This is a genomic window from Chryseobacterium sp. 14P4.3.2 (genome assembly GCF_057799275.1).
The window spans coordinates 62,791-78,201 of sequence record NZ_JBYOKO010000011.1; the positions used below are offsets into that span (position 1 = coordinate 62,791).

The 15,411-nt window shown below is 34.9% G+C and carries 14 protein-coding genes; 13 read left to right on the forward strand and 1 reads right to left on the reverse strand.

Annotated elements, in window-relative coordinates; all coding sequences use genetic code 11:
* Positions 1 to 17 precede the first annotated feature (17 nt).
* The 3 genes from AC27VX_RS16005 to AC27VX_RS16015 all read left to right on the forward strand — a co-directional run bounded on the left by AC27VX_RS16005 (position 18) and on the right by AC27VX_RS16015 (position 3,060).
* Positions 18 to 1,010, forward strand: coding sequence for a LuxE/PaaK family acyltransferase (locus tag AC27VX_RS16005; protein WP_488696629.1), 993 nt, complete (start codon positions 18 to 20; stop codon positions 1,008 to 1,010).
* A 187-nt stretch (positions 1,011 to 1,197) separates the two neighbouring features.
* Complete coding sequence (locus tag AC27VX_RS16010; RefSeq protein WP_488696631.1) at positions 1,198 to 1,743, forward strand: hypothetical protein; 546 nt, start codon at positions 1,198 to 1,200, stop codon at positions 1,741 to 1,743.
* A 273-nt stretch (positions 1,744 to 2,016) separates the two neighbouring features.
* The gene (locus tag AC27VX_RS16015) at positions 2,017 to 3,060 is read left to right on the forward strand and encodes a S41 family peptidase (RefSeq protein ID WP_488696633.1); all 1,044 of its coding nucleotides are present in this window, start codon (positions 2,017 to 2,019) and stop codon (positions 3,058 to 3,060) included.
* A gap of 153 nt (positions 3,061 to 3,213) precedes the next feature.
* On the opposite strand, the gene aqpZ is transcribed toward AC27VX_RS16015, so the two are convergent.
* Complete coding sequence (gene aqpZ / locus AC27VX_RS16020; RefSeq protein WP_300690962.1) at positions 3,214 to 3,924, reverse strand: aquaporin Z; 711 nt, start codon at positions 3,922 to 3,924, stop codon at positions 3,214 to 3,216.
* A gap of 217 nt (positions 3,925 to 4,141) precedes the next feature.
* On the opposite strand from aqpZ, the gene AC27VX_RS16025 reads away from it, so the two are divergent.
* From AC27VX_RS16025 to AC27VX_RS16070, 10 genes are all read left to right on the forward strand, one after another.
* Entirely contained in the window at positions 4,142 to 4,762 is a 621-nt protein-coding gene (locus AC27VX_RS16025; protein ID WP_236855869.1) for a DUF5715 family protein, read from the forward strand.
* A gap of 65 nt (positions 4,763 to 4,827) precedes the next feature.
* Positions 4,828 to 5,607, forward strand: coding sequence for a hypothetical protein (locus AC27VX_RS16030; protein ID WP_488696635.1), 780 nt, complete (start codon positions 4,828 to 4,830; stop codon positions 5,605 to 5,607).
* A gap of 15 nt (positions 5,608 to 5,622) precedes the next feature.
* The gene (locus AC27VX_RS16035; protein ID WP_236855867.1) at positions 5,623 to 6,246 is read left to right on the forward strand and encodes a hypothetical protein; all 624 of its coding nucleotides are present in this window, start codon (positions 5,623 to 5,625) and stop codon (positions 6,244 to 6,246) included.
* Between the two features lie 17 nt (positions 6,247 to 6,263).
* A complete protein-coding gene (locus AC27VX_RS16040; RefSeq protein ID WP_300690887.1) occupies positions 6,264 to 7,028 on the forward strand; it encodes a sensor histidine kinase in 765 nt (254 codons plus the stop codon).
* Entirely contained in the window at positions 6,997 to 7,674 is a 678-nt protein-coding gene (locus AC27VX_RS16045) for a response regulator transcription factor (RefSeq protein WP_236855865.1), read from the forward strand. Before AC27VX_RS16040 ends, AC27VX_RS16045 begins: the two co-directional genes overlap by 32 nt.
* 152 nt (positions 7,675 to 7,826) lie before the next feature.
* Positions 7,827 to 9,179 (forward strand): T6SS phospholipase effector Tle1-like catalytic domain-containing protein, encoded by a 1,353-nt coding sequence (locus AC27VX_RS16050; RefSeq protein WP_488696638.1) that lies wholly within the window; start codon positions 7,827 to 7,829, stop codon positions 9,177 to 9,179.
* 425 nt (positions 9,180 to 9,604) lie between these two features.
* Complete coding sequence (locus AC27VX_RS16055; protein WP_236855863.1) at positions 9,605 to 11,536, forward strand: ABC-F family ATP-binding cassette domain-containing protein; 1,932 nt, start codon at positions 9,605 to 9,607, stop codon at positions 11,534 to 11,536.
* A gap of 146 nt (positions 11,537 to 11,682) precedes the next feature.
* Positions 11,683 to 12,039, forward strand: coding sequence for a hypothetical protein (locus AC27VX_RS16060; RefSeq protein ID WP_236855862.1), 357 nt, complete (start codon positions 11,683 to 11,685; stop codon positions 12,037 to 12,039).
* Positions 12,040 to 12,304: 265 nt separating this feature from the next.
* Positions 12,305 to 14,689 (forward strand): TonB-dependent receptor, encoded by a 2,385-nt coding sequence (locus AC27VX_RS16065; RefSeq protein ID WP_488696640.1) that lies wholly within the window; start codon positions 12,305 to 12,307, stop codon positions 14,687 to 14,689.
* Between the two features lie 52 nt (positions 14,690 to 14,741).
* Entirely contained in the window at positions 14,742 to 15,314 is a 573-nt protein-coding gene (locus AC27VX_RS16070) for a hypothetical protein (RefSeq protein WP_236855860.1), read from the forward strand.
* The last annotated feature ends 97 nt before the right edge of the window (positions 15,315 to 15,411 follow it).

Below are 15,411 nucleotides of genomic sequence, written 5' to 3' on the forward strand. Positions count from 1 at the left end.
TAAGAAGATTGAAAAATATGGAACCTAAAAATATATTCAACATACAGACAGAAGAAGATTTCCTGAATGCATCATTGAAAACATTTCGTTATCAGTATGAAAATGTTGAGATATACAGGAAATTTGTTGATTTTTTAAATGTCAATCCGGATGAGGTAGATCATTTGGATAGAATTCCTTTTCTGCCGATAGAGATGTTCAAAAATCATCAGATTCTTGATAAAAATGTGTCTGCAGATCTTTTCTTTCAAAGCTCCGGAACCACTCAGATGAACCTGTCCAGACATTTCATTGCTGATCCGGAATTATATGAGGAAAGTATTTATAAAAGTTTTGAACAGTTTATAGGAAAGCCCGAGGACTTTATCTTCCTGGGATTGCTTCCAAGTTATCTGGAAAAACAGAATTCATCACTGATCTATATGGTAGATTATCTGATGAAAAAATCAGACAAGCCGGAGAATGGGTACTTTCTTTATAATCATTCCGACCTTTTTGATCTTTTGAACCAGTTAAAGGATAAAAAAGTGATTCTTTTCGGAGTTTCTTTTGCCCTGCTGGACTTTTTAGATTACTGTGATTCCGGGCGAAACGGAGAATCTCTGAATTTTCTTGAAAACCTGATCGTTATCGAGACCGGCGGCATGAAAGGTAGAAAAGAAGAAATGACAAAAGATGAACTTTTGAATATCCTTCAGAAAGGCTTCCAAACCGATAAAATCTACTCAGAATATTCAATGACAGAGCTGTTGTCACAAGCTTATTCACTTGGAAACAATGAATATAAATGCCCAAATTGGATGAGAATCATCATACGCAATGTTGAAGATCCTTTAGCCTATGAAAAAGACGGAAGAACCGGAGCGGTCAATATTATCGATCTTGCCAATACCCATTCCTGTTCTTTTATTGCTACGCAGGATCTGGGTAAAATAGCGGGCGATAAATTTCAGGTGCTGGGTAGAATAGATCATTCTGATATCAGAGGCTGCAGTCTTTTGGTGAGTTAAAAAAGGAGACAATTGTGAAGGGCCGGTTGGATTCCTTTGTGAATTTTTTGTGAATACTGATAATTTACTTTGCGAAATAGAACTAACGATCGGTGATTCAGTAAAATAACCTGAAATCTAGCATCTTGGCTCTTGGCTTCATCATCATTCATACATTTGTCCATTTTGAAAAATATTAAGAATAATAATGCTTAAAATAGAAGAACTTATTCATGCCTACATTCATTCTCATTGCGATTTTGAAAAAGAGATCGTACTGACCAATTACTTTCAGGCCGATTGGGAGGCAGATATTCTTACTATTGATGCAGATGGACTCAGCCATGAAATCGAGATTAAATTTTCAAAGAGTGATTTTAAAAACGATTTTAAAAAATCATATCTTAATAAAGATACCGGAGAGAAATTTCTGAAACACGATAAAATCTCTTGTGGAGATTATGTTTGTAATGCTTTCAGTTTTCTGCTTCCAATGGGGATGGTAGATGCATCTCTTATTCCGGGGCATTGTGGAATCATTGAATTCTATCATAATGCCGATACCTGGGAAACGGAGTTTTATCTCATCCGTAGTCCTAAAAAACTTCATGAAGATTCTTACTGGAAGTTGAATGATAAGGATCTTTTCATCAGAAAAATAGCTCTGAATCTGCTTCAACGTAAAATGGAAATCAAAGGTAAACATGAAGAACTCATTTTCAAAAACCCTTTTGAAATTAAAAAGACAAAGTAGAGGAGCCTTTTTCCACATAGGTTTTCTCATGCTTCTTTTTTACATTAGTAGAGCATAAGCAAGTACATTGCAGAAAATGTCTGGCAAAATTTCTCCCAAAATAAGATCTAAACGATAGCGAAACTTCAAATTACTTAACAATAGGTGTAGAAGGATAAAAATTAATCAAAAGAATGATTAATTATAGTGTAAATTCGTTCCATTAATTTTGTTGATATCAATCAACTCAGTTTCTTATAATACTATAATTTATATCTAATTTCTAAGCTTCCAATGAAAAACAAAATTCTTATATTTTTTATTGTTTTAAGTATCTTCAATTTGCTGAATGCTCAAAAACAAATAGTGTTTAAAAATGACAGTGTTAAACAATATTTAGATAAAACTTTATTGTTGATTCATGATAATGCACTGAATAAAAATAAAATAGATTGGAATGCTTTGAAAGTAGAAGCCTATGAAAAAACGAAAGATGCTGATCATATTCAGGATGCTCTTTTCATATTTCCTTATTTATTTGAAAAAATAGACGATCACCATGGGTGGTTAACCTACAATAATAAAAATTACCGCTGGAATAAAAGTAGACCAAAATATACCAACGAAACCATAAAAAATGCGGTGAAAGATAACGATAAGGTTTATGCAGCATTAATTGATAAAAATACCGGCTATATAAGAATACCCGGAAATAATGATTTCGGGGCAAAAAAAATGGATAGTATCGCAGAAAATATTGTTAACGAAATAGACCAAATAAACTCAAATAAAATAAAAGGGTGGATCATTGATCTTAGACTCAATACCGGAGGAAATATGTATCCGATGATGGCGGGAATCAGTGACCTTAATGGGGATCAGGAAAAAGTGGGAGGTTTTGTAACATCAGATAAAAAATCTGAAGGAGAATGGATATTGAAAAATGGAACGATTTATATTGATGCCAATCAGGTGTTAAAAAGAAAGAAATTGAAAAATTCTGTAAAAAAACAGCTGCCTGTTGCTATTCTGATAAGCGGATATACAGCAAGTTCCGGAGAAATGACAGCTATAAGTTTTATAGGACGGAAGAACACCAAAGTGTTTGGTGAAGAATCTGGAGGATATACGACTACAAATCAGGGGTTCAAAATTGATGAAAATTCAGGGATAAATCTGGCGGTAGGATATGTGATAGACAGAACAGGAAAGGTATATGTTGAAAACATAAAGCCAGATGTAGAAATAACAGGTGGTGATAATTTTAAAGATTTAAATAAAGATAAAAAAATTGCAGTATCTGCGAAATGGATAAAAGAAATGGCAAAACGTCAATAACCCTTTTAGAGAATGATATTTTCAATTTTTTAAATCTTTATACAAGGAGAGATGGATATAATTGACCTTATAAAACATAATGGTTTAAATGACGGATACAAAAAACTACCTCGCCTGAGGTAGTTTTTTGTATGTATTAAAATGGGGTTTTATTTATGCTTCTGCTGTTTCTCTCTGAAGCAGGAATTTGTAGATTAGTCCTCCTACAATTCCGCCCAGAATTGGAGCTACCCAGAACAGCCACAGCTGAGACATGGCAAGTCCGCCTGCAAAAACAGCCTGGGAAAGAGATCTGGCTGGGTTTACAGAAGTATTTGTAATCGGAATAGAGATCAAATGGATTAAAGTAAGAGCAAGACCGATAGCAATACCTGCAAATTTACCATTCGCCCATTTATCTGTAGCACCCATTATAACAATCAGGAAAAAGGCAGTTAATAAAAACTCAGCCAGGAACGCCGCTCCCATACTGAATGCTTTTCCGTTATAAACGGCTTCTGCGTAAAAGTTAGTAGCAAAAGCACCCGGTTTGGAGAAATCTACTACTCCTGCACCATTAAGGATTGTGTACAGGCATCCCGCGGCAACCATAGCCCCCAGACATTGTGCCACGATGTAAGGAATAAGATCCTTGGCAGGAAATCTTCCTCCAGCCAGAAGTCCGAAAGAAACTGCCGGATTGAAGTGCCCTCCCGAGATATGTCCTACCGCATAAGCCATGGTAAGAACAGTAAGACCGAAAGCTAAAGCGACTCCTAAAAGTCCAATTCCGATATCAGGAACACCAGCTGCAAAAACAGCACTTCCGCAACCTCCGAAAACAAGCCAAAATGTGCCGAAAAATTCAGCAAAAAGTTTTTTTATCATGTTGTTTATTTTTTAAATGTAACTCAAATGTAGAATTTAAATTTTAAAGTAAAAAGTTAAATATGAAAAAATATTTCAAAAATAAGGGAACAAAAAATGATAAATTCAACAATTTGGTTTAAAGTTTGTTTGGGATTTAATCAGTCGAGATTATGGTCGGTTTTAGAAGTGAGATAATGGATTTATCTTCATTGGAGAATAAAAAAAATGATTGATGAAAAATTTTCTTTGTGCGGTCTTTGTGCCCTTTATTTATAGTTTACATTATTCACAGGCGGCTAAGAAAGCTTTCCCATGCTATGATCTTACCAGTGTTTTGAAGGTAGAACCTACTGCACTTTATAAACCCCATCTTGATGCCTCCAAAAGTTTCGGAATACAGCTGTTGAAAGATTCCAGAATAGTCCAGAAATATATCAGTAATGGAAAATTCCATAAAATAAAAAAATCAGGAAAAGGATATCAGGTGCAGAGACTTGATTACAGCAGGCCTTATATGGTTTCTAAGGGAAAAGCGACTCTGGAAAAGATGGGATCCAAATTCAGTAAAGATACCAAAGGAGCTATATTCACCGTTTCATCTATTACCCGGACTCTTGAAGACCAATGTAGACTGAGAAGAGTGAATTCTAATGCTTCACTGGGCATAAGCTCTCATAATTATGGCAATTCTTTTGATATTTCTTACATAAGATTCAATAATGTCCTTAAATACAATCCAAAGATGGAAATCGCACTGGAAAAAGTACTGAAGTACTACGCAGATGCCGGCCGTATTTATTATATAAAAGAAAAACAGCAGAGTTGTTATCATATTACAGTGAGAAATTATTAATTAAATTCCTACTTGCACAGCATGTTTAGTTTGTATAATTTTATGCCACTAAAAACCATGCTTATATGACAATAGTAAATATCGAAAACTTAATGCTTCCTTATGAAGAATGTAGGAAAGCTATGAATACTTGGACAGAATGCCTGTCTTCTTTTCCTGAAATAAAAAAAAGAATTCCAACAAATTATGTTTTTGGTCTATCCAAAGAAACTCTTGAGTGGATGAGTAATGTAGGTGGGAAATCACCAGAATTCTGTGCTGCGATAGGAGTATTTCAGGATCAAATTATTCTTATTCTATATCCTTTGAGTGACTCAGGAAAAAGAATAGAGGAAAGAGAATATCCTTACAGCTTTCTTTCTGAGCTTAAAGAAGATTTAAAACTTCAGGAAATTCAGGAATATACTATTGTTAAAAATGCAGTTCTTTCTAAAGATCTCGAGCAGATTGACAGGGATGATAATATGGCGTTTCCTATATCTAATAAACCCATTCTTGAACAGGATACGGCATTAGACTCGATAGAAAAATGGAGGAACGAAGGAATGGACTGGTTCTACAGAGAATGCGGAATTGAAAAAGGAGCAGGAATCTTTAAAAAATTCTATGTTCCGACCGATGATCTCTGCCTTTCAGACGAAGGATTAGAAGGTATTATATGTTCTTTCGGACTTAAATACAATGATATTTATGGGAAAATGCTGGTTACTCTAATTTTTATCTCCTTCCATGAAAATCTTCAAAATTCAGGACGTGCAGAAACCATTTCAAATACATATGACTGGGCGAAACCATGTCCTCCCATTTGCCGTCTTCCTGATGATGGTGTAGGCTGCGAATTTTAAATTATAAAATAAGGAATGGCTGATCTTTACAAAGCAATTTTATTCCTGAACTACGGACTGCTTCTTTCATTTATAGTACTGGGAGCTGCTAAATACCGCATATTAAATCAAAAAGAAAAGCAATATTTTTATTGTATTGCTTTTCTTTTCCTTATAGAATTGGTAAACTTTGTTTTACCTTATGTTTTTAAACTCAATGATACTTCATTCGTTTATCCAGTCTACATTGCCGGAGAATTTTTTCTGCTGACAAGTTTATTTATAAGGAAACTGAATTGGCCTGGATATGTTTCTGGTATTGCAGGTTTAGTGGCAGCAGGTTTTATGATATCGAAATATGGTTTCAATTACCCTGCCAATGCAGATTTTGCAAAGGGAATTTCAAATATTATCATCATTTGTCTTTCCGGATATACACTGATTCGTGAGATTAAAAATGCTTCTATACAGGAACGTTTCCTGTGGGTGGATGCCAGTATTTTTTTCTACTATTCCGTTTCAGTATTTATTTTTATCATTCAGCATCAGATAGCGAATCTGTCGGAAAATGATTACTATACCCTTTTCAGTGCCAATAATATCCTTTCAAGTATTTTGTACTGCTCATTTTTATATACGTTTATCAAATTAAAGAAGTAACTTTAAATATTAACCTTTTGATCCTTATAATTGTTACCATAGCAATTATAGTTTCCTTTATTCTCCTTGCTTACAGAGCTTTTATAACCAGAATTATTAAAGAGAAAAATGTGCAGCATGAGGTAGAAGTTCTTCACCAGAAAAAATTGGTGCTGGAAAATATTAAGGCACAGGAAGAAGAGCGGAAAAGAATTGCGGTGATGATTCATGATGATATTGGAAACCGTCTCAATATTCTTTCCTTATGGCTTAATAATCTTGATACCCAGGGAGATGATTTGATAAAAAAAAATATTTACAGTCAGATGTCTTCCCTGATTGATGCTGCAAGAAGTATTTCTCATTCATTATACCCCGTAAACCTGGAATCCGTAGGGTTGGTTTTGTATGTAGAAGAATTAATAAGCAATCTTTCTCACAAAATAAATATTTCTCTCCAAGTGATGCCCGGATATGAAAAGAAAGACCTTTTTGTAGAAGTACAGCTGTACAGGATCATTCAGGAATTTACCACCAATGTAATCAAGCATTCAACAGCTACAGACATCTGGATTTATATGAAAGACTACCCTGAAAATATGACAGTTGTAATTTCAGATAATGGAGAAGGCTTTGAATATGAAAAGGTAAAAAAAGGGATGGGAATCAAAAATATTGAATCCCGTATCAAATCAATGAATGCAGCACACAAATGGAAGAAAACCTTTTTAAATAAAGGAAGCCGTTTAATTATTAAAATTCCAAAATATAATGAGTTCCCAAATCAAAATAGCCCTGATTGATGATGAACAGCTGATCCTCGAAGGAGTGAAAATGCTGCTGTCCAATGAAAAAAATATATCGGTATGCCTTACCTCGGATAACGGGCCCGATTTTATAGAAAGCCTGGGAATGCTTTCAGAAGATAAGTTTCCTGATCTCGCACTTGTAGACGTTCAGATGAAACCTATGAATGGTTTTGAGCTGGTGGAAATTCTTAAAGAAAAATATCCGGATCTTAAGATTATTATTCTTTCTTCCCATTACAAAACTTCTATTCTCGGATATATGGTAAAGCTGGGAGTCTCTGCATTCCTTCCAAAAAATTCAAATAAAAAAACATTTATTGATGCCATTACCATGGTAGATAAAAATGGAGTTTTTTTTACGGCTGAAGATCATCAGATGCTGTTTAGCTACATGAACAGTACCGCAAAGAAAAATTCACTTTTCGAAACCGAAGATGAATTGTCTGAAAGAGAAAAGGATGTGGTAAAACTGATCTGCCAGGAATTTACCAACAATGAAATCGGCGAAAAACTCTTCATCAGCCCGAGAACCGTAGAAAGTCACAGACAGCGTATTCTCGAAAAGATAGGAGCCAAAAATACAGTGGGAATCGTTATTTATGCCATTGTACATAATATATACTCACTTGAAAAAATATAATCTGATTCCGTAGAAATACGGAATTTTTTATTTAGTAATTTTCACTCTAGTTAAACTTCCTTTTCTTCTGTTATTTTGAAATGTCTCTTCGTGAGATGTTAGATGAGAAAATTAAGATACAGACAAAGTCTGTCATATAAACCAATAAAAGCATGAATGATAACAGAGTGATTTCCATCGGAATTTTCTTTGATGGTACGGGAAATAATGGAGTAAATGCTCTTTCCCCTGATAAACCTTTGAATGATAATGAAAGTTATTTTGGAACCCTTACCAATATTTACAAATTATACAGTTTATTCAATGGAAATAAAAAAATATACATAGAAGGAATAGGAACCATATCCGGCAGTGAAGACAGTAATTTTGCAATAGCAACATGCGCCAATCCTCCTTATGGAAGCGGATATTCTTCTGATGATAAACTTCAGAAAGCAGATGACTTCGTTCAGGAAATAATGAATGGCTCAAACTGTGAGTATCATTTTTACTTATATGGATTCGGAAGAGGGGGAATGCTGGCAAGAACTTTCTCTAACCAGCTTCTGACCTACTACTCTCAGAAGAATTGTAAGGTGAAATTCCTGGGGGTTTTTGATACCGTAGAATCCAAACCCTTTAATCAATATAACTTACGACTGCCTTATCAGGTGGAAAATGCCTTTCATATCTGCGCCGTGAACGAAAGCAGGTTTTTCTTCCCCTTGACAGGTTTTTTTGAAGATTCAAAAATGATGAAAGACCAGAAGTCAGAAGACTATTCATTTGCATGGAAAGAGATTTTTGTTCCTGGTGCTCATGCCGATATTGGAGGTGGGTATCTGGAAGGCCCACAGTCGGTCTATATCTCTACAGATTTTGAAAATATTGATGATTTAAGAGATTACGTTTCAGATATAAGAAATGCAAAAAAAAATAGTGACGGGACTGAAATATGGGATGCTTTACTTACCGGATATCAGATTGATAAGAGAGAGGCTTTATCACAGGCGTTTGTGTGCCGCGATATGGTGTACAATGACCTTTCCAAGGTATATGGGAAATTAATGATGGAAGAAACCAATAGAATGTCTCCTGTATTTGATTCCAATGATGATGCGTATTTCAAAATAAATTATAAGAAACACCCCTTCCTTGAAGACTTTTCTACAGAGTTGAAACAATATGCAAAAGACCTTTCTGTCAATAGTAAACCTCTTTATAATTATAGCAGGCTGGCAGATTATATTCATATTTCAACAAGCTTTGGTTTGTATAGTAGTGGCTTTCGGAACAAAAACGAACATGAAATTACCGCAGAACTCATTAATAACGGATTAAATGTTTCCAGCAGTACCACTGTAAATCAGGATGGACAAGTCAGGTTGTCTGTAGAGCTTCATCTCCCTGAAGATAGTTTTGTTGCAGACTTTCTTTACGGAACCAGTGTCCCGAATAACGACCTCTGGGTTCGTACTATTTTAAAAGATCTTTCGACAATTAAGGTAAACGGAATAAATAGATGACATTAGTCTTTTTAAGTTTTAAATTTAGGTTAGAGGCTGTCTCCAAAGGGAGATGGCCTTTTTTATTTTTAGCACGAAGCCTGTAGTATATTGCTGTCACTGTATGGTAGTCGGTTGTTTATCAGTATGGAATGATTTCTGGATTTTAAATTTGGCGTTGTGTACTGTAGATTGTACTGTTTTATTAGTGTTACATTGGGCTTTCATTCATCAGGGATACAGACTAATTTCTATGGTGGATGATCCAAGAGGTGGCGATGTAGGATGTATAGCTTACATGGGAAAAATGTAATAAATAAGTTCCAAAATGATCCTCGAAAAAATGTTCGTTTTGGGCAGTGTTTTTATTTCTGGGGTATTCATTTCTTTTTCCGTATTTTTGCACCCGAAAATTCATTACTCATTATTAACTTTTAATTTAAAAAATGCTTTCGGTTCAAAGTTTAGGATTACATCATTCGGGAAATTATTTATTTCAAAACGTCAATTTCACCATTAAAAAGGATGATAAAGTAGGGTTGGTAGGAAAAAATGGAGCGGGAAAATCCACTTTATTAAAAATGCTGTCCGGAGAAATTAATTTCTACGAAGGAGAAGTTGTAAAAGAAGGAAGCATTACCATTGGTTTCCTGAAACAGGATCTTGACTTTGTGAAAGGAAGAACTGTTTGGAATGAAACAATGCAGGCTTTCGAGCAGATTAATGCTTGGAAAAACGAGCTTGAAGAAGTTAATCATCAGATGACAATCCGAACGGACTACGAAAGTGACTCGTATACGGATTTGATCAATAAAATGACCGAGCTGAATGACCTTTTAATGAACCATGATGCCTACAATCTTGAAGGTGATATGGAGAAAGTTCTGTTTGGTTTAGGTTTTAAAGCAGATGATTTTCAAAAAATCACTGATGAATTTTCAGGAGGATGGAGAATGAGAATCGAATTGGCAAAATTACTTCTTCAGAAGAATGATATTATGCTTCTCGATGAGCCTACCAACCACTTGGATATGGAATCTATCATCTGGCTGGAAAACTTCCTGAAAGACTATCCGGGTGCAATTGTTCTGGTAAGTCACGATAAGCAGTTCATGACGGCTGTATGTAACCGTACTTTTGACATCAACAATAAAAAAGTTGACGATTATAAGGCTAACTATACAAAATATCTTGTCATGAGAGAAGATCGACGTGAAAAACTGATTCAGGCTAAAAAGAATCAGGACGCGGAGATCAAGCAGATGGAGGATAATATTAATAAGTTCCGTGCAAGTGCTACAAAAGCATCTTTTGCGCAGTCACTTATTAAGAAATTAGATAAAATAGAGCGTATTGAAGTCGATAACGAAGACGTTTCAAAATTCAATATCCGTTTCGTACAGTCTATGGTTCCCGGAAAAGTAATTTTTGAAGCTGATCACCTTGGAAAAGCATACGGGAAAAAACAAATTTTTGATGATGTAGATTTCATCGTTCAGAGAGGAGACAGAATTGCCCTTTTAGGACAGAATGGACAAGGGAAAACAACATTGGCTAAAATTCTGGCAGGAGATATTAAAGATTATTCAGGGATCTGGAATCTTGGGCATAATGTAAACATCGGATATTTTGCTCAGAATCAGGAAGAGGTATTAACGCCTAATAAAACAGTGCTGGAAGAAGCCGAAGATGCTGCTACAGAAGAAACAAGACCAAGAGTAAGAGACTTATTAGGATCTTTCTTATTTCAGGGAGATGCTGTTTCTAAGAAAACAAAAGTACTTTCCGGAGGAGAAAGAAACCGTCTTGCACTTTGTAAACTTTTGCTTCGTCCTTTCAATACTTTGATCATGGATGAGCCTACTAACCACTTGGATATTCAGTCCAAGGAGATTATTAAGCTGGCTTTACAGAACTTTGAGGGTACTCTGATTGTGATTTCGCACGATAGAGAATTCCTACAGGGGCTTTGTGATAAAATCTACGAATTCCGTGATGGAACAATGAAAGAATTCCTTGGAGATATCAATGAATACCTTGAATACAGACAAAAGGAAACTATTAGAGAGATTTCTGCAGAAAAAGCTAAGCTTCACAGTGATGATGTAAAGGCAGAACCTAAGAAAGTAGAAGAAAAACCTGCCGCCAGCAATAACCAATCCTCTAATATTGTTAGCAAAGAACAGAAGAATATTCAAAATAAAATCAAGAAAGTAGAAGAAAAAATTTCTGAGCTTGAAACCAAAGTAGAGGAAATGGAAGCTTCTTTTACTAAAGAAAATCCTTCTGATGAAACTTTAGAGAAATATAATAAAGCTAAAGAAGAGTTGGACTCAGCTTTACAGGAGTGGGAATATTTAGGAACCCAGCTTGATTAAACTAAAATATAAAAGCTTCATAATTCAGAAATTATGAAGCTTTTTTGTAACAATATACAATTCATTTCTACCTATTGTATATCACCATAAAAGTAATTTAATAAAAGTTTAGCCTAACAATTAAATTATTTTCATAATTTTGAAAAATGATTTTTAAAGAAAGCAGAAATTTAAAGAGTTTTATCTCCAAGCTATTGTTTGGGATATACTTTCTTGCGCTGCTTTCTCAAAGCTTTCACCATCATGATTCTTCAGAAAATTTTAAGGGATTTAACCTTAAAAAGACGGAAAATGCAATGACGAAAGCCTCTACTAAAGAGAAAGCTGGCGACTGTCTGGCCTGTCACTTTTTGGCTACCGGACATACCTTAGCTCCTGAAGATTTCAGTTTTACTTTTGAACATTATACACAAGAAGTAAAGCAGATCATTACAATTCAGGAGAAAATCTGGTCTCAGACCAAATTCACATTTCAACTTCGGGGGCCTCCCGCTATTTCATAATCATAGATTCTTATTGGGTTTAAAGTTGTTTACTTTAAAGTTCGATGTTTAATGTTCAAAATTGAATGATTACTGATCAATAATTGATGTTTAACCACAGTTGCTGTATTATTAATTCACTACAATTCTAAGTCATTAATACATTTTACGTTTTAGTATTGTACATCATCGTACAATATACATTTTACAACTTTATAAACCGATCACAACAACTTTTAACGAAAAATGTACCTGATTAAAAGGGTACGCAATCAATCTACATACAATGAAATTGATATATTGCCTTCTGCTGATCTTTTGTGGATCAGTATTTATAAGTGCACAAAAAAATTATACTGTACAGGGTACCGTTCAGGATTTTCATGATAAAACAGCGTTGGAAAATGCGGTCATTAAAATCGGAAACTTTACTGCCAAAACAGATAAGAAAGGTAAATTTTCTTTTGATAAAATCCCTGCAGGGAAGTATACACTCATTGCCCAGCATCCTGATTGCAATGATTATACTGAAAATATAGGAGTTGATCAGGATGTTCATCTGGTAATTACACTTGAACATCATATAAAGGATATTGAAACCGTAACCATCCATGGAAATCATAAAAATAATGGTTCACTGGTTGTTAAAACCCTCAGTAAATCCGATATAGAGAAAAATTCTACGGAAAATCTTGGAAATTTACTGTCTAAAATTTCAGGAGTGACAGCCCTGAAAACAGGAAATAATATTTCAAAACCCGTAATTCATGGACTTTATGGAAGCCGTATCAGTATTATCAACAATGGAGTACGTCTTGCTGAGCAGGAATGGGGAGTAGAGCATGCACCAAATGTTGATATTAATAGCTTTCAGCATATTGATGTCATTAAAGGAGCATCTGCTTTGAAATACGGAAGTGATGCTATTGGTGGTGTCGTAGTTCTGGAACCTGAAATTTTTCCTAAAAAAGATACGATTAAAGGCTCAGTTGCGCTTACCGGGATTTCCAACGGAAGAGGTCTTGGACTAGATGTAGATGTTGCCAAAATCTGGAAAAACGGATGGGCAGTTAAATCAGGAGGAAGTATCAAGAAACTGGGTGACCAAAGTGCTCCCAATTATAATCTGAAAAATACAGGAATGGATTTTTCTTCATTCAATTTTACAGTACAGAATAATACCTATGAAAGAGGAATATCCTTTGATTATTACCTGACTAATCAGAATATTGGGATTTTAAGAGATTCACATGTTGCAACATCCGAAGATTATGATAGAGCAATGACTGCGAATCCTCCCGTTTACTCCGGTAAATTCAGTTATGATATTGACAATCCGCGACAGGTTGTTGAGCATCATATTGCAAAAGTTTCAGCCTTCAAAAGGTTTGAAAATATCGGGAAACTTTCTGCAACCTACAGCTATCAGTATAACCACAGACAGGAATATGATATCAGAAGAGGTGAATTGAATGATACCCCTTCTCTGGATCTTGAGCTGATGACCCATCAGTTTAATATCAATGATTTAATAGAAAGAGAAAAATGGTCTTTAGAAACAGGAATTGATGCAGGTTTTCAAAACAATTATTCCGATCCGGCAACAAAAGCTAGACGTCTGATCCCGAATTATGATAAATATTCTGCAGGAGCCTATTCTGTTTTCAAATATAAAATTTCTCATTCATTTAATTTTGAAGCAGGTGCAAGATATGACTTCACACGTTATGATGTTACCAAATGGTATGACAAAAGTGACTGGGAGAAATTATATGAAGATACGTATCCGCAATTTTATGTAAAAACTGATCAGAACAGAGTTTTGACACGTCCTCAGCTTAATTATAACAATGTTTCTTTCAATGCTGGTTTGGAGTATCGTCCTAACGCCAATTTTGATCTGAAATTTAACTATGCAAAAGTGGGCAGATCTCCGAATGTAGCTGAACTGTTTTCAGACGGTCTGCATCATTCCGCAGGAGTGATTGAAACGGGAGATATGGCGTTGAAAAATGAACAGGGACATCAGTTTAATTTAAATATAGACTCAAAATTTAATGTTCTGAGAGGATTAAATGTTTCTGTAAACCCATATTTTTTCATTACTAAAAATTTTATTAATGAAGTTCCTGTGGGGATAAAAGGTACTATCAGAGGAGTATTTCCTGAGTGGATATACCAACAGATTGATGCAAAAATGTACGGCGTGGATCTGGATGTTAATTTGAAGCTGACAGATCATCTTACCTATGTTGGAAAAGGAAGCTATGTATATGGTCAGGACGATACCCACAATGAACCGCTTATTTTAATGATGCCGCCGAATTTTTCCAATGCATTACAATTTAAAAAAGAGAAATGGAATAACTTCTATTTCACAGTTGAAAATCAAACGTTTTTAAAACAAACCAGATTCCCGATCAGAAATGTTCCGCTGGAACTTTTTGTAAATGGTGATTTGGTGGATAAAGAAATCGATTTGAGTACTCCGCCAAGTGCATTTTCTCTTTGGAATATCCAAACAGGAATCAATATCAGTAAACATCTTTCGGCAGGACTTATTGTAAATAATCTTTTCAATACTTCATACAGAGAGTATCTGAACCGTTTGAGATACTTTGCCGATGAGCCCGGAAGAAACTTTATTTTAAACTTTAGATACAGATTCTAAAGATTTCAAAAAATTATTCAATCAAAATTTTACAATTTTAAAATTCTTAAAAATGAACAAACTATTCAATACTAAAAATATTATCAAATTATTAGCGGCTTTATTAATTACCATTACTGTAGTGACTTCTTGCCAGAGAAATGGATCGGCTGAAGAAGATGATCTTCCGCAGGAAGAACTTACGAATATTGTTCTGTTGGTAACAGATGATGCAGCGGGAACGACTCAAAGTTACGATTACAGTATCGGAGCGGGTGGTACCCCTACCATTCCTCTTAAAGATGGGAAGACCTATACTGTTCAGGCGAAATTCAGAAATGGAAATGAAGATGCTACTCAGGAAATCATTGATGCTAAAAATGAACACTTTTTGATTTTTGATTTTCCAAAGTCTAATATTACATTAGAAAGACTTGACGGAAGTGATTTGAGAAGCGATGGGAAAAGAGTAGGGCTAAGAACAAAATGGACTGTTGTAAAGGCTGTTGATGGAACAGCTCCATTCTTAAAACTAACACTTATTCACTCACCTCAGAGTGTGAATGATGCAAAATCAGGAACAGCGTGGGGCAGTGTAGTAGGGGGAGAAACTGACGCAGAAGCTAAATATAACCTAAGTAATTAGGATTAATTAATCTTGTTTGGGCCACCGGAATTTCCGGTGGTTTTTTATTTAACAACATTTGGCGTTATAAGTTGAGTTTAAATGGGTGATATTGATA